Below are 15,304 nucleotides of genomic sequence, written 5' to 3'. Positions count from 1 at the left end.
AGTGGACGTCGTGGCACTCGGCGAGTCCATGGTCACCTTCCTGCCCTCCCGCGCGGGCCGCCTCGCCGACGTCCCCTCCTTCGACCGCGGGATCGGCGGCGCCGAGTCGAACGTCGCCTGCGCGCTCGCCGCGGCCGGACACCGCACCCGCTGGGTCAGCCGCGTCGGAGCCGACGGCTTCGGTGACCACCTCGTCGAGGCGATCGCCCGCTACGGCGTGGACACCCGCTGCGTCGGCCGCGACCCGCACCGCCCCACCGGCATCTACTTCCGCACCGCCGACGACCGCGACACCGACGCCCACGAAGTCCTCTACTACCGCGCGGGCTCCGCCGCATCGGCGATGGCGCCGCGCAGCGTGGACCGCGAGGCTCTGGACGCCGGCCGCATCCTGCACCTCTCCGGCATCACCGCCGCCCTCTCCGCTGACTGCCTCGCACTCCTTCGCGAGCTGACCGCACCCCGCCCCGGCCGCCCGCTGGTGTCGTTCGACGTCAACTACCGCCCGGGTCTGTGGAGCGGCGACAGCGGCGACACGGGCGAAGGGCCCCGCGTCCTGCTCGACCTGGCCCGCGGCGCCGACCTCGTCTTCGTCGGCGAGGACGAGGCCGCCGACGCCTGGGGCATCACCGGCGGCCCCGACGCCATCCGCGCCGCGCTCCCCGAGCCCGCCACCCTGGTCGTCAAGCAGGGCAGCGGCGGCGCCACCGTCTACACCGATGGTGAGCCCGCCGTCTTCCAGGCAGCGCTCAAGGTCGACGTCGTCGCCCCCGTGGGCGCGGGCGACGCCTTCGCCGCCGGGTTCCTCTCCGCCACCCTGCGCGGACTCCCCGCCGACCAGCGCCTGCGCCACGGCCACCTCATGGCGGCCGCCGCGCTCACCGTCCCCGGCGACCTCGCCACGCCGCCCGCCAGGGCGCACACCGATCGTCTTGCCGCACTGGACACCGACGCCTGGGGGACACTTCGTCTCGGCCCCGGCTGGACGGACGGCGTCCCCATGAACACTGAGGCCAAGGAGGAGGCACGTACATGAGCCAGACCGTCGACCGCGCCCTGTCCATCCTGCCGCTGCTCGCCGAAGGCCCCGCCGACCTCGGCCAGGTCGCCGAACGCCTCGAAGTGCACAAGTCCACCGCCCTGCGGCTCCTTCGCACGCTCCACGAACACGGCCTGGTCTACCGCCAGTCCGACCAGCGCTACCGCCTCGGCGCCCGCCTCTTCGCGCTCGCCCAGGAAGCCGTCGAGAACCTCGACGTACGCGAGATCGCGCACCCCCACCTCCTCGCGCTCAACGAGAAGTGCGGCCACACGGTCCATCTCGCGGTCTACGAGGAGCAGGAAGTCCTCTACATCGACAAGGTCGAGAGCCGCTACCCGGTGCGGATGTACTCGCGCATCGGGAAGCCGGTGGCGATCACCGTCGCCGCAGTGGCGAAGCTGCTGCTCTCCGACCTTCCCGAGGCCGAGCGCCGCGCCATCGCGGAGAAGCTCGACTACCCCACGTACACGTCCCGTTCGACGCCCAACGCCGCCGCGTTCCTCAAGGAGCTCAGCGCCGTACGCGAACAGGGATGGGCCACCGATCTCGGTGGCCACGAGGAGTCCATCAACTGCGTCGGGGCCCCCATCCGCGGTGCGGACGGCCGGGTCGTCGCCGCCATGTCGGTCTCCGCGCCGAATGTCGTCGTCACCGCCGACGAACTCCTCACGCTGCTCCCGCTGGTGCGCCGTACGGCGGATGCCATCAGCAGGGAGTACTCCGGCAAGTCACCCCTCAAGGAAGCCTGATCCAGCCATGACCGAGAAGACCGCGCTCACCCCGGCCACCCACACCACCCCGCCCGCGAAGTTCTCCCACGGCGTGAAGAAGGGCAACATCCTTCAGGTCGCAGGGCAGGTCGGCTTCCTCCCCGCCGAGGAGGGCAAGGCCCCCACCCCCGCGGGCCCGACCCTGCGCGAGCAGACCCTCCAGACGTTCGCCAACGTCAAGGCGATCCTCGAAGAGGGCGGCGCGACCTGGGACGACGTGATGATGATGCGCGTCTACCTCACGGACGTGGACCACTTCGCCGAGATGAACGAGATCTACAACTCCTACTTCGAGGAGCAGGGCCTCAAGGCCCCCGCCTCGGCCCGCACCACCGTCTACGTGGGCCTGCCCAAGGGTCTGCTCATCGAGATCGACGCGCTCGCCGTCCTGAGCTGACGCAGCCCGTCCCCTGATCCACCCTCCGCAAGCCGCAAGTCTTCACGGCGCGGCGCCAACTCCCCCCGAGGCGCCGCGCCGTGATCCCCCCTGCCCCGAAAGCCCCATGCACTTACGAGGTCAAAGATGTCCCCGTCCCCCTTCGCCGCGCTCGCGGCCGCCGCCCCCGCAGAGACACCACCTCACACCGGCGGCATCCTCACCCTGATCGACGGCACCGCCGGTCTGCTGACCGTCGCCGCGCTCGGCATCGTGCTTCTCCTCTTCCTGATCATCAAGGTCAGGCTGCAGCCCTTCGTGGCGCTGCTCGCGGTCTCCATAGTCGTCGGCCTCTCGGCCGGCCTCTCCGTCACCGAACTCTTCGGCACGGTCCAGAAGTCCGACGCGATCTCCGTCATCGAGTCCGGCATGGGCGGCATCCTCGGCCATGTGGCGATCATCATCGGCCTCGGCACGATGCTCGGCGCGATCCTCGAAGTCTCGGGCGGCGCCGAGGTGTTGGCGTCCCGGCTGCTCGGTCTCTTCGGTGAGAAGCGCGCCCCGCTCGCGATGGGCCTGACGGGTCTGATCTTCGGTATCCCCGTCTTCTTCGACGTCGGCATCTTCGTCCTCGCGCCGATCGTGTACGCCGCCGCCAAGCGCAGCGGCAAGTCGATCCTCATCTACTGCCTGCCCCTGCTCGCGGGTCTTTCGATGACCCACGCGTTCCTGCCACCGCACCCGGGCCCGGTCGCCGCGGCCGGTCTGCTCAAGGTGGACCTCGGCTGGGTCATCCTGATGGGCATCGTCTGCGGCATCCCGGCCGTCATCGCCGCCTGGGTCTACTCGGCCTGGATCGGCAAGCGCATCTTCGTGCCCGTCCCGCAGGACATGGTCGAGGCCGCCGAAGAGGCAAGGGCGGCGGTCGTCGCCGAGCAGCGTGCGGCGGGCGTGGAGCCGCGCGAGAAGCCGGTGCCGCTCGGCATGGTCTTCGCGATCATCGGAACGCCGCTGTTCCTGATTCTCCTCGCGACCTTCTCGTCGATCGCCTTCGACCCCTCGACGCTGCGAAGCGTCATCGAGTTCTTCGGCAGCCCGTTCGTGGCCCTGACGATCGCCCTGCTCATGGCGTACTACCTGCTCGGCATCCGCCGCGGCTGGTCGCGCAAGTCCCTGGAGACGGTCTCGACCTCGTCCCTCAAGCCGGTCGGCAACATCCTGCTCGTGGTCGGCGCCGGCGGCATCTTCGGCGCGGTCCTCAAGGCGAGCGGCGTGGCCAAGGCCCTCTCGGACACCTTCCAGGACGTCGGCCTGCCGATCATCGTCCTCGCCTACCTGCTCTCCCTGGTCCTTCGCGTCGCCCAGGGCTCGGCGACGGTCGCGATCGTGACGACGGCGGGCATCGTGGCCCCCCTCCTCGCCGAGGGCGACCACTCGCAGGCGTTCGTCGCCCTGGTCATCATGGCGATCTCGGCGGGCTCGATCTTCGCCTCGCACGTCAACGACGGCGGCTTCTGGATGGTGGCGAAGTACTTCGGCATCTCGGAGCGGGACACGCTGAAGACGTGGACGGTACTCGAGTCGGTGCTCTCTCTGGCCGGGTTCGCGGTGGCGGCCGTGGTGAGCCTGTTCGTTTAGCCGCACCACTCCTTAGCCGCACCACTCCTTCTCGTACGTCACTGAGGGCGCCCCGGCCGCAACGGTCCGGGGCGCCTTCGTCATGACGGGACGGCCGGGTGCCCGCCCGCGGGCTCGAACCCGGCCAGCATCTGCTCGAGCGCCGCCTGGTCGGGCCCCACGAACGGTGAGGCCCCGGCCGCCGAGCCCAGTGTGTCCATCATCGTCCCCGCGATGCCGCGGGCCGCGGGCAGATGGGTGGAGAGGATGAGCTCGGGCGCCCCGTCCCGCAGCGGCTGGAAGCTGTCCAGGAACTTCACCGGGTCCACGACCTGCACCCAGGGACTGTCGACCGACGCCCACAGCAGCTGCGCGGCCCGCAGATCCTCCACGGGCACTTCGCGGACGTCGTCCGCCTGTGCCAGTTCGGCGGCGGGCATCGGCCCTCCGAAGCAGTCGGAGCTGAAGCAGGTCCCCGACCGGTCGTCGAAGAAGCCGACCGTGGCCGGATTGTCGAAGAGCGGCGGCCTGAACCCCGTGAGGGTGCGGTCGCCGACGTCCAGGGACTGCCCCGGATTGAGCAGATGGACGCGGTCGAGCGGCAGCGGGCGCTCACAGGACATGATCCCCGCGCCCGCGAACGTGGTCACGACCCGCGCCTGGGGCGCCGCGTCCAGCAGATCGAAGATCCCGCCGGTGTGATCCCGGTCCGGGTGGGTCAGCCAGATCCAGCGCACGTCGGCGGGATCGAGGACGGCGGCGAGCGTCTCCAGGAAGTTGCGGTCGGGCAGCCCGAGGCCGGTGTCGACGACGACGGGCTGGGAGGCGTGCAGCACAAAGGCGTTGACCGGTAGGTGTCCGATTCCCGGTACTTCCAGGCTGTCGCTCAGGGCGCTGATGTCGGGGCGTACCTTGTGGACGCGCATGACGCATCTCCATTCCCCCTCAGGGATGGTGATCGCGTCGCGGCCTCTATGTCTCCATCCTCGTCCTCTTCTGCCGCCGCCGCACCTGGACGAAGGGCCGTCGCCGGACGGCGACGGCCCTCGGCCCACCCGGTCCGCTCAACCGGTGCAGTACTGCTGCTCCTTGCCGATGGACCGGTACATGCAGTCCGAGTTCTCCAGGAGCTGCAGGACCGCGTCCCTGTTGCGGTTGGTCTCCCGCTCGATCACCTCGTCGGGCGGGTAGAAGCCGCCGCCGCCCGCGGACCGCGGGTACATCTCGAAGGTGTAGCTGAAGATCTTCTGGTCGCCCCAGAGCCAGTCGTCGATCGTGCCGTCCGTGATGTAGAGGTCGCTGGCCTGCTCGGGGGTGTAGCCGTTGCTCGCGGCCATCTTTCCGCCGACCGCCGCGTGCGCGTCGCGGTCGTCCTTGGTCAGGCCGGGGGCCGTGTCGTTGTACGTGTAGCCGTAGGGCCACAGGACCAGTTCGCTGTACGTGTGGAAGTCGATGGCGGCCTTGATCTGCTGCTTGCCTCCGACGACGCGGCTGCGGACGAAGTCCGCGACCACCTTCACCTCGGGGGCCGACTCGGCGCTGCGGCCGCGGTAGGTCTCGGAGCCCGTGGAGCCCGAAGAACCGCCGCAGCAGCCCCACTTGTAGTTCCAGTTGCGGTTCATGTCGGTGCCGACGTTCGACGAACCGCTGTTGGGCTGGCGGTTCTTGCGCCAGCTGCGGTAGGAGCCGGTCGCGATGTCGTACTCGCCGCCGTCGGGGTTCATGTCCGGCACGATCCAGATCTCGCGCTCGTCGACCATCTTCTTGATGCGCGCGTCCGTGCCGTAGTCGTCGCCGAGTTCACGCAGCAGGTAGAGCGCCATCTCGACGGTGAGGTGCTCGCGGGCGTGCTGGTGGTGGGTGAAGAGGACCTCGGGCTCGGCCTCGTCCGTGCCGACGTTGTCGCTGATCTTGATGGCGACGATGTCACGGCCCGAGTAGGACTTGCCGATGACCTTCTTGCTCATCAGGGTCGGATGGGCCGCGATGCGCTGGTTGATCTCGGCGTTCATCTCCGCGTAGTTGTGGTACCTCGCGTCGGCGGGCGGGAAGTCCTTGGCCTCCACCGGCAGGCCGTTCGTACGTTTCGGGGGTCCGGCAAGGGCCTTGAGCTCGTAGCCCGCGTCCCGGAGCCTGGCCGCCTCGCGGCCGTCGGCCGAGACGACCACCGCGCGGGCGTCGACCTCGTCGATGGTGACGCCGGTGCGGGCGAGCGCGGTGCGCGCGGCGCGGTCGTCGCTCAGGGGGATCTCGTACTGGCGCGTTTCGTTGTCGTCCGCCGGCGTGGTCCGTGAGGTCCTGTCGGTCCGGTCGGCGGAGTCCGGTGCGGCGTTGGCGGTGATGGGCGCCGCCACGGCGAGGGCGAGAAGGACAGCGAGGGCGGCGGATCTTCTGCCGCGTATGCGAAGTCGCATGAAGTCTCCTGGGGGGTGGGGGGTGGTTCAGTGCGACGCGTGCTGTGCGGGTTGCGGTGCGGGTTGCGCGGGCCCATCGTGGGCGCCTGGCATGCTCCGGTCAACGCTGTCTTCGGCCAACCCCTTGTGCCGCGCGCCGCCATGCGGTTTCTTGATCGGCATGGCTGAATCGACAGGCAGTGGCACTGCCAAGGGAGAAGCGGCTCCCCAGCCGCGCAAGTCCAGCTGGAAATACATCGGTCCTGGCATCGTCGTCGCCGCGACCGGCGTCGGCGCGGGCGACCTGGTCGCCACGCTCATCGCGGGCAGCAACTTCGGCTACACCCTGATGTGGGCCGCAGTCATCGGCTGCGTCGTGAAGATCTCGCTCGCCGAGGCGGCCGGGCGCTGGCACCTGGCGACCGGACGTACCCTCTTCGACGGCTGGGCCAGCCTCGGCCGCTGGACCACGTGGTTCTTCGTCGTCTACGTGGTGATCTGGGGGTACGTCTACGGGGCGGCCGCCATGTCGTCGTCGGGACTCCCGCTCCAGGCGCTCTTCCCGGACGTCATGGAGCTCAAGTGGTGGGGCATCCTCACCGGCGTCGTCGGTCTCGTCTTCGTCTGGTTCAACAAGTACGCCGTCTTCGAGAAGGTCATGACGGTGCTCGTCGGCATCATGTTCGTCGTCACCGTCTATCTCGCCATCCGCGTCACGCCGCACCTCGGCGACGCCTTCGCGGGTCTGCTCCCGGTCCTGCCGGACGAGAAGGACTCCATCCTCAACACGCTCGGCCTGATCGGCGGCGTCGGCGGCACCATCACCCTTGCCGCGTACGGCTACTGGGTCAACGCGAAGGGCTGGACGAACACGGGCTGGATGAAGGTGATGCGGCTCGACAACCGCGTCGCGTACATCACCACCGGCATCTTCGTCGTCGCCATGCTCTTCGTCGGCGCCGAGCTGCTGCACTCCGCGAACGTCGCGATCGCCAGCGGCGACCAGGGCCTGGTGCAGCTCTCCGGCATTCTGGAGAAGGAGTACGGCGACGGCACCGCGAAGCTGTTCCTCATCGGCTTCTTCGCCACGTCCTTCACCTCGCTGATCGGCGTCTGGCACGGCGTGAGCCTGATGTTCGCCGACTTCGTGGAGCGCTACCGCAAGCAGCGCGCGGGCGCCGACGAGAAGGCCCTGACCGGCGAGGAGGTGGCGTCCGGAGCGCGCGAGAAGTCGGTGCCGTTCCGCGCGTACCTGCTGTGGCTGACCTTCCCGCCGATGATCCTGCTCTTCCAGGGGCAGCCGTTCCGCCTCATCATCCTCTACGGCGTGCTCGGCGCGGCCTTCATGCCGTTCCTCGCGCTCACCCTGGTCTGGCTCCTCAACTCGTCGCGCACGCCCAGCGAATGGCGCAACGGCTGGCTCAGCAACGGCATGCTGGCCATCGCCGGCCTGCTGTTCCTGGTCCTGTGCATCAAGCAGATCACGGACCAGGACTGGAGCAGCTTCTTCTAGCGGCTCTTCTTCCAGCGCATCGGCTCCGCACGCCGCAGCGCCGCCGGGGGAGCGGAGGCGCTGCGGACGTGCGGTCTTTTGGGGTTACGGCAGGCCGTGGACGTGCGGTCCGACCGCCTTGGACCAGGAACTGCCGTCGGCGGCGTCCCAGTTCGTCGACCAGGTCATCGCGCCCCGGATGTCGGGGTACGTCTTGGACGGCTTGAAGGAACCGCAGCTGGTGCCCTTCGCCAGGCAGTCCAGGGCCTGGTTCACGACGGACGGCGAGACATAGCCGCCGCCGGCCGCCTTCGCCGATGCCGGGACGCCTATGCCGACCTGCGAGGGGGCGAGGCCGCCCTCCAGCTGGATGCAGGCGAGCGCGGTGAGGAAGTCGACCGAGCCCTGGCTGTAGACCTTGCCGTCGCAGCCCAGCATCGAACCGCTGTTGTAGTACTGCATGTTGACGACCGTGAGGATGTCCTTCACGGCGAGCGCCGTCTTGAAGTACTCGTTCGACGTCGACTGCATGTCGATCGTCTGCGGCGCCATGGTCAGGACGAACCCTGAACCGGCTTTCCCGGCGAGGGACTTCAACGCCTGCGACATATAGGTCGAGTTGAGCCCGTTCTCCAGGTCGATGTCGACGCCGTCGAAGCCGTACTCCTGCATGAGCTTGTACGCCGAGTCGGCGAAGGCGGTCGCGGAGGCACCGTCATTGACGGACACCGCGCCCTTCTCGCCGCCCACCGAGAGGATCACGGACTTCCCGGCCGCCTGCTTGGCCTTGATGTCGGCCTTGAACTGGTCGACGGTGTACCCGCCGAGCCCCGCCGAGTCGAGGTTGAAGGCAAGCTCGCCCGGCGTTCCGGTCGCGTCCGCGAACGAGACCGCGATGATGTCGTATTCGTCCTGTACGTCGCCCAGCTTCTGGACCGTGGCGCCGTTGTTGAAGTTCTGCCAGTAGCCGGTCACCGCGTGCTTCGGTACCGCGCGGGTCTCTGCGTCGGCGTCGTCGGCGCCGCCGGTGAGCAGGCCGGTGAGCGCGAGGGCGAGGGCCGTTGCCAGACTGATGACGGAACCTGCCTTCCTGCGTGTCCTGCCGCGTGCGTGGTCCACTTCTGCCTCCGGTGGGGGGAGTTGGGGCATTCGGAGAGCTCTCATTTGGTCTTGCCTGGTCTCGCTTGGTCGTACAAGCTGGTCCAGACCAATTGAGTTGTCAAGACCTCTGGCATCACCGGGACCCCGCGAGACCGGCCAACCTCAACGTGAACAGTGGGAAGTTGGGTGTTGAGGTGGCGATGACCTGGATAAGGTGCTGAGGCAGAAGTGCGCGAAGACCGGGGGGTGTACGTATGCCGACCGCCATAGCCGTCACCGGCCCTGACCTGGTGCTGCCGTCGCCCGACCGGCACACTCCGTCGGCGGCCGTCCTCCAGAGCGCCGTCCAGTCACCGCGGACGTACTCCCTGGACCAGGCGCTCACCGAGATGCACACGCTCATCGAGCACCACGGCTATGTGATCGTCCTCTGCCCCGCGTCGGCGCCGCCCGCCCTCGCACAGCGCCTGTACGCGATCCGCTCCGTCCTGGAGAGCGACCGCATCGCGATCCTCCGCCCGGACCTGCCGCCGCTCGGCCTCGCGGTCCTCGCGCTGCAGCTCCGCCAGCTGTCGATCTGCGACTTCAGCCCCGGCGTGCTCGCGTCGGCGGCCCGGCTCCTCTCGCACTACATCTACGCGGGCGCGCTGCTCGGCTCGGTGGCGAAGCTCGACCGGGTCCCGGTGACGCTGCAGTCGCACGCCAAGTCATGGGTGCCGGGGACCCAGTTCGCCGTCCTCGCGACACCGCGCCCCGAGCTGATCAAGGTGACGGGGGACGCGACGCTCCCCGGGCCCGGATTCGGCACGAAGCTGCTGTACGCCACCGGGCAACTGACGTCCGACTGGGTCACGGAGACGCTCGCCCCTGCCTGGCGGACCCAGGGGGTCTCGGAGGCCCGCCTTCCGGGGGAGTCCGCGCGCTGGTGGGCGACGGGCAAGCTCGTCGAGTTCGCCGCGGCGATCCCCGACATCTCCGTGCTCTACCAACTGGTGTCGTCCGTCCGGCGGGACGACTGCCACTGGTGCGGTCTCGAACTCATCGGCGACCGCTGCGGCTTCTGCGCCGCGCCACTGCCGCCGCCCCCTGAACGTGGGGCGCCGGCTTCCGCCGCCGCTCCTGCTTCCGCTCTCCGTGCGCTGCCGCGAGGCGCGACGTAGGGCCCGGCTCCTCTCGCGTACGCAACTGACATGCAACCGAACCGAACGCGCGCCACACCGCTCACCGTCCGTCGCTCACTGTCCGTAGCCAACCGCACCCGATCGAGGTAGTCCGGTCCATGAACTCACGCCAGCGCCGCGGCGTCATCCTGCTGGTCCTGTCGGTCCTGGCCGCGTTCGGCGCGTTCGCGGGCGTCCTCTCGGTGATCCGGGACGTGAACTCGAAGGTGGGGCCCGAGGTGGCCGCGTACAAGCTCAAGGGGGACATCGCCCCCTACAAGGAGCTCAGCGCGGACCAGTTCGAGAAGGTGGAGATGCCGGAGCGGTGGCTCTCCGACAACGCGGTCACCGACCTCAGCCAGGTCCGCGGCAAGATCGCGGTGACGGAGCTGCGGAAGGGCTCACTGCTCCAGACGGACATGATCGTCAACCGTCCCGAACTCGCGCCGGGGCAGCAGGAGATCGCCATCATGATCGACGCGGCGACGGGCGTCGCGGGCAAGATCACGCCGGGGTCGACGGTCAACATCTACGCCACCTTCAAGGCCGAGACCGACAACGCCAAGGACCAGTCGAAGGTCATCGTCGAGTCCGCGAAGGTGATCGATGTCGGCAAGCTGACGGCACTGGACCCGGACCAGGACGATCGCGCGGGCAGCCGCCGTCGTACGGAGACGGAAGCGGTGCCGATCACGTTCGCCCTGGACACGGCGGACGCGCAGCGCGTGGCGTACGCGGAGTCGTTCGCCACGCATGTGCGGCTCGCCCTGGTGGGGCAGGGCGGGGAGAGCGCCATCCCGCGGGGCGACCGGACTTACACACTCGACGAGGACAAGTAGGGGGCCCCGCGGATGAGGCGACGCACGCCTGAACCGCCGCTGCGCGGCGGATGTCTCCCACTCACCCACCCGATTACCCGGCGGTGCCAGGTATGACGACCCGGATCCTCCCCGCCGTAGGGGACATGGACGCCGCCCGCGCGCTCTCGACACTGGTCGGGCAGCTCCCGGACGCCGAACCCGCCCTCCCCCTCGCGGACTCCACCGCGCTCCTGGACACCTTGGCCCGCCTCGGCGCGGAGTCCATCGACGAGCTCCCCGAAGTCGTCCTCATCCACGAGCGCATCGGCCCCGTCCCCGCCCTCGACCTGATCCGCGACCTCGTCCTGCGCTTCCCGGCGGTCGGCGTCGTCCTGATCACCGCCGACACCAGCCCCGGCCTCCTCACCGCCGCGATGGACTCCGGCGCGCGCGGCATCGTCGGCTTCCCCCTCGCCTACGACGCCCTCGCCGAGCGCGTGCACGCGGCGGCCGCCTGGTCGGCAGGGATGCGCAGGCACCTGGGCAGCGCGGGCATGGAGCTCTACACCGGGCCGGGGGAGACCCCCGGCGGCGGGCACGTCGTCGCGGTGAGCGGCGCCAAGGGAGGCGTAGGAACCACCCTCGCCACGGTCCAACTCGCCCTCGCGGCACGGGCCTCCGGCCGCACCGTCGCCCTCCTCGACCTGGACCTGCAGTCCGGGGACGTCGCCTCCTACCTGGACGTCCAGTTCCGCCGCTCCATCGCCGACCTCGCGGCGATCACCGACATCACGCCCCGCGTGCTCCAGGACGCCGTCTACACCCACGAGACCGGCATCGGCCTCCTCCTCGCACCCGGCGAGGGCGAACGGGGCGAGGAGATCACCGACCGGGTGGCCCGCCAGACGCTCAACGCGCTGCGCAGCCGCTACGACGTCGTACTCGTCGACTGCGGTACGTACGTCACCGGGGCGAGCGCGGCCGCCATCGAACTCGCCGACCAGGCGATCCTCCTCGTCACGCCGGACGTCGTCTCCGTACGCGCCGCCAAGCGCATGGTGCGCCTGTGGGACCGGCTCCAGATCCGCAAGGCGGAGGAGACGCTCACGGTCGTCAACCGCCACGGCAAGGGCGCGGAGATCCAGCCCTCCCTCGTGGAACGGGTGACGGGGACACGAGTGGCCCGCACCACCGTCCCCGCGAACTTCAAGGAGCTGCAGGGCGCGGTCGACGCGGGCCGCATGCAGGACCTGGACAGCAAGTCCTCGGTGAAGCAGGCGCTGTGGGCGCTGGCTGGCGAGCTGGGACTCGTGGACCCGGAGGCATCAGGCGGCAGCGGCAAGCGGGGCGCACTGACCCTCCGGAAACGAGTCGGGGGCGACCGAGGGGCAGTCACCCTGGAGTTCGCCGGCATGTTCCCGCTGCTGCTCGCCGTGATGGGCCTCCTGTGGCAGTGCGCGCTGTACGGCTACACGTTCTCCCTCGCGGGAAACGCCGCGGACGAGGCGGCGCGGGCGGCGACGGCCGCGTACGCGGTGGGCGAGGGCGGGGCCGCGGCGTGCGAGTCCGCCGCGAAGGAGCATCTGCCGTCGGCGTGGCAGGGCGCGGAGGTGTCCTGCACGGACGACGGGGCGGTCTGGAAGGCCCACGTGGACGCGGACGTCCCGCTGTTCTTCCCCGGGATCGACACGGGGTGGAGCGTGAGCGGGGAGGCGGGGGCGGCGAAGGAGGGTGAGGACGGTGAGGGAGGGTGAGGACGGTGAAGGGTGACCCGGCAGCGCTGCGTACCGTCGATCACCGGCTGCGCCGAGCTCGTCCTCAAACGCCGGACGGGCTGAATCGCCTCCGGAAGCGTCGGCACCGGAGAAGGAAGCGCCCCTTCGACGACCGAGGCGTATCCATGCTCGAATTCGCCGGCTTCCTCCCCATCCTGCTCCTCATAGGCCTGGCCGCCATCCAGCTCGGCCTGGTCGGGTACGCCGTCAACCAGGCCGGATCAGGCGCCCGCGCGGCAGCGCGCGTCGCATCCCAGGGCGAGGGCGGCGAGGCCGCGGGCCTCGCGGCGATGGACGGCAGCCTCGACGCGCAGGTCGCCCTCAGCGGGGGCGGCGACACGACAACGGCGGAGGTCACCGTCCAGGTCCCCACCCTCCTCCCCTTCGTGGACGCAGGCTGGTCCGTCACGAAGTCGGCCACCATGCCCAACGACGATGACGACGATGACGAAGACGGGAGCTGAGAGAGAAAAGATGAGCCTCCGCGACCGCATAGCGACCCCGCACGACCACGGCGAGGGCAGCGGACCGAGCCGCGACGACAGCCTCGTGGCCGTCTACCGCGCCAAGCTCCTGGAAGAGATCGACCTCGCCGAGATGTCGTCCCTCACCACGGCGGACCGCAGAGTCCGCCTGGAGCGCGTGATGGGCCACATCATCAGCCGCGAGGGCCCCGTCCTCTCGACCTCCGAGCGCTCCCAGCTCATCCGCCGCGTCGTGGACGAGGCCCTGGGACTCGGCGTACTTGAACCACTGCTCGCCGACGCCTCCATCACGGAAATCATGGTGAACGGCCCGGACTCGATCTTCGTGGAACGAGCCGGAAGGGTGGAGCAGCTGCCCCTCCGTTTCGCGTCGAACGATCAGCTCATGCAGACCATCGAGCGCATCGTCTCCACGGTCAACCGCCGCGTGGACGAGTCGAACCCGATGGTCGACGCCCGCCTGCCCACGGGCGAGCGAGTGAACGTGATCATCCCTCCGTTGTCCCTCACCGGAGCGACGCTCACCATCCGCCGCTTCCCCCGCGCGTACACGCTGCACGAACTCATCGGCCTGGGCTCGCTCGACGAGCACATGCTGCTCCTGCTCTCCGCCTTCGTACGCGCCCGCTTCAACATCATCGTCTCCGGCGGCACGGGCTCCGGAAAGACGACCCTCCTCAACGCGCTCTCCGGCCTCCTCTCCGACCACGAACGCATCATCACCATCGAGGACTCGGCCGAACTCCAGCTCCAGCAGGACCACGTGGTCCGCCTCGAATCGCGCCCCCCGAACGTCGAGGGCAAGGGCCAGATCACCATCCGCGACCTGGTCCGCAACAGCCTGCGCATGCGCCCCGACCGCATCATCGTCGGCGAGGTCCGAGGCGGCGAGACGCTGGACATGCTCCAGGCAATGTCGACGGGCCACGACGGCTCCCTCGCCACGGTCCACGCGAACACGGCGGAGGACGCCTTGATGCGCCTGCAGACCCTCGGCTCGATGTCGGAGGTGCAGATCCCCTTCGAGGCGCTGAAGGACCAGATCAACTCGGCGGTGGACGTGGTCGTCCAGCTCGCCCGGCACGCGGACGGCTCCCGCAAGATCGCCGAGATCGTCCTCCTCGTCTCGCACGGCCGCGAACAGTTCCGCATCGCCCCGGTGACCCGCTTCGTGCCGCGCCAGCCGGGCGTCGGCGGCCTGGACCGCCGCGTGCACGGCTACTTCGAGCACCTGCCGCTGCCGCGCTCCGTCGCCGAGCGGCTGTACGTCGCGGGCGAACCGGTGCCGCCCGGCTTCGGGGTGGCCCAGGCGATCGACGTACTGAACACGAGAGAGGCCATCGGCTGATGGAGAACCAAGCCGCTCTGCTGGCCCTCGGCGCCACGATCCTGACCGGCACACTAGCCGTCGCGGGAATCCACACGTACGCATCCGGCCGAGCCCAACGCCAGGCGCTGGTCGACCGCCTGTCGATCGGCCCCGGCACGGGCGAGACCGGCGGACGGGGCCGCCGCTTCGGCACGGTCGACCGCCGCCTGCGCCGCACCCGCCTCGGCCGCTCCATCCACCTGCGCCTCTCGGCGACGGGACTCGACCTGACGGCGGGCGAGTTCTTCGTCTACGTCGTGGCGGTCGTCGCCGCGCTCTGGCTGATGGCGGCGGCGACGCTGGCGCCGTTCTTCGGCCCGATCGCGGGCATCGTGGCGGTCTGGAGCGCGGTCGTCTTCCTCAACTGGCAACGCCAGAAGCGCATCGAAGCCTTCATCAACCAACTCCCTGACGTGGCCCGCATCCTGGCGAACGCGACGGCGGCGGGCCTGGCGCTACGTACATCACTGGCGATGGCGGCGGAGGAACTGGAAGCGCCGGCAGGCGAGGAACTGTCCATGGTGGCGGACCAGTTGACGCTGGGCCGCTCGATCGACGACACCCTGGGAGAGCTGGCCGAACGCCTGCCGTCCCGCGAACTGATAGTGCTCGTCACGACCCTGGTCCTGTCCAACAAGGCGGGCGGATCGGTGGTGAACTCCCTCCGGAACCTCACCCAGACCCTTGAGGACAGGAAGGAGACCCGCCGAGAGGTCCGCACGATGCTCTCGGAGGTCCATGCGACGGCGTTCACGGTTCCGCTCCTGGGCCTGGGGTCCCTGCTCCTCATCAACTCCTCGAATGAGGGAGCACTGGCGAGGGTGACGGGTTCACCGGTGGGCCAGATGCTGATCCTGATCGCGCTGGGCCTGTACGCGGTGGGCTTCTTCGTGATCAGACGCTTGGGCAAGATCGAAGTCTAGG

General features: G+C 69.6%; 14 protein-coding genes. 11 read left to right on the top strand and 3 right to left on the bottom strand.

Annotation, left to right across the window (positions count from 1 at the left end; all coding sequences use genetic code 11):
• The first annotated feature begins 28 nt into the window (after window positions 1-28).
• From ABD378_RS23595 to ABD378_RS23580, 4 genes are all read left to right on the top strand, one after another.
• The gene (locus ABD378_RS23595) at window positions 29-1,036 is read left to right on the top strand and encodes a sugar kinase (protein WP_386546720.1); all 1,008 of its coding nucleotides are present in this window, start codon (window positions 29-31) and stop codon (window positions 1,034-1,036) included.
• Window positions 1,033-1,791: an IclR family transcriptional regulator gene (locus ABD378_RS23590; protein WP_344523394.1), complete on the top strand. Its 759-nt coding sequence runs from the start codon at window positions 1,033-1,035 to the stop codon at window positions 1,789-1,791. Before ABD378_RS23595 ends, ABD378_RS23590 begins: the two co-directional genes overlap by 4 nt.
• Window positions 1,792-1,798: 7 nt before the next feature.
• Window positions 1,799-2,209, top strand: coding sequence for a RidA family protein (locus ABD378_RS23585; protein ID WP_344523392.1), 411 nt, complete (start codon window positions 1,799-1,801; stop codon window positions 2,207-2,209).
• A 126-nt stretch (window positions 2,210-2,335) separates the two neighbouring features.
• Window positions 2,336-3,826 carry a GntP family permease gene (locus ABD378_RS23580; RefSeq protein WP_344523390.1) on the top strand — a complete coding sequence of 497 codons (1,491 nt, stop codon included), beginning with the start codon at window positions 2,336-2,338 and terminating at the stop codon, window positions 3,824-3,826.
• An 80-nt stretch (window positions 3,827-3,906) separates the two neighbouring features.
• On the opposite strand, the gene ABD378_RS23575 is transcribed toward ABD378_RS23580, so the two are convergent.
• Window positions 3,907-4,731, bottom strand: coding sequence for an MBL fold metallo-hydrolase (locus ABD378_RS23575; protein WP_344523388.1), 825 nt, complete (start codon window positions 4,729-4,731; stop codon window positions 3,907-3,909).
• A 138-nt stretch (window positions 4,732-4,869) separates the two neighbouring features.
• Window positions 4,870-6,219, bottom strand: coding sequence for a M14 family metallopeptidase (locus tag ABD378_RS23570; protein WP_344523386.1), 1,350 nt, complete (start codon window positions 6,217-6,219; stop codon window positions 4,870-4,872).
• Window positions 6,220-6,379: 160 nt separating this feature from the next.
• On the opposite strand from ABD378_RS23570, the gene ABD378_RS23565 reads away from it, so the two are divergent.
• Window positions 6,380-7,711 (top strand): Nramp family divalent metal transporter, encoded by a 1,332-nt coding sequence (locus ABD378_RS23565; protein ID WP_344523384.1) that lies wholly within the window; start codon window positions 6,380-6,382, stop codon window positions 7,709-7,711.
• Between the two features lie 84 nt (window positions 7,712-7,795).
• On the opposite strand, the gene ABD378_RS23560 is transcribed toward ABD378_RS23565, so the two are convergent.
• Entirely contained in the window at window positions 7,796-8,809 is a 1,014-nt protein-coding gene (locus ABD378_RS23560) for a chitinase (protein WP_344523382.1), read from the bottom strand.
• Between the two features lie 236 nt (window positions 8,810-9,045).
• On the opposite strand from ABD378_RS23560, the gene ABD378_RS23555 reads away from it, so the two are divergent.
• The 6 genes from ABD378_RS23555 (at window position 9,046) to ABD378_RS23530 (ending at window position 15,303) form a co-directional block, all read left to right on the top strand.
• Window positions 9,046-9,951, top strand: a complete 906-nt coding sequence (locus ABD378_RS23555; protein ID WP_344523380.1) for a hypothetical protein — start codon at window positions 9,046-9,048, stop codon at window positions 9,949-9,951.
• Window positions 9,952-10,070: 119 nt separating this feature from the next.
• On the top strand, window positions 10,071-10,790 hold the full coding sequence (cpaB, locus tag ABD378_RS23550; RefSeq protein WP_344523378.1) for a Flp pilus assembly protein CpaB: 720 nt from the start codon (window positions 10,071-10,073) through the stop codon (window positions 10,788-10,790).
• Window positions 10,791-10,882: 92 nt separating this feature from the next.
• The gene (locus ABD378_RS23545) at window positions 10,883-12,505 is read left to right on the top strand and encodes a CpaE/TadZ family protein (RefSeq protein WP_344523376.1); all 1,623 of its coding nucleotides are present in this window, start codon (window positions 10,883-10,885) and stop codon (window positions 12,503-12,505) included.
• A 146-nt stretch (window positions 12,506-12,651) separates the two neighbouring features.
• Window positions 12,652-12,990, top strand: a complete 339-nt coding sequence (locus tag ABD378_RS23540) for a TadE/TadG family type IV pilus assembly protein (RefSeq protein WP_344523374.1) — start codon at window positions 12,652-12,654, stop codon at window positions 12,988-12,990.
• Between the two features lie 10 nt (window positions 12,991-13,000).
• Entirely contained in the window at window positions 13,001-14,359 is a 1,359-nt protein-coding gene (locus ABD378_RS23535) for a TadA family conjugal transfer-associated ATPase (RefSeq protein ID WP_344523372.1), read from the top strand.
• Entirely contained in the window at window positions 14,359-15,303 is a 945-nt protein-coding gene (locus ABD378_RS23530) for a type II secretion system F family protein (protein WP_344523371.1), read from the top strand. The genes ABD378_RS23535 and ABD378_RS23530 overlap by 1 nt, the downstream gene beginning before the upstream one ends.
• Window position 15,304 lies beyond the last annotated feature (1 nt).

This window comes from Streptomyces rectiviolaceus (genome assembly GCF_039533825.1).
Classification (GTDB): Bacteria; Actinomycetota; Actinomycetes; order Streptomycetales; family Streptomycetaceae; genus Streptomyces; species Streptomyces rectiviolaceus.
Note: the sequence above shows the minus strand (reverse complement) of the source record. Positions and strands in the feature narration are given on the sequence as shown.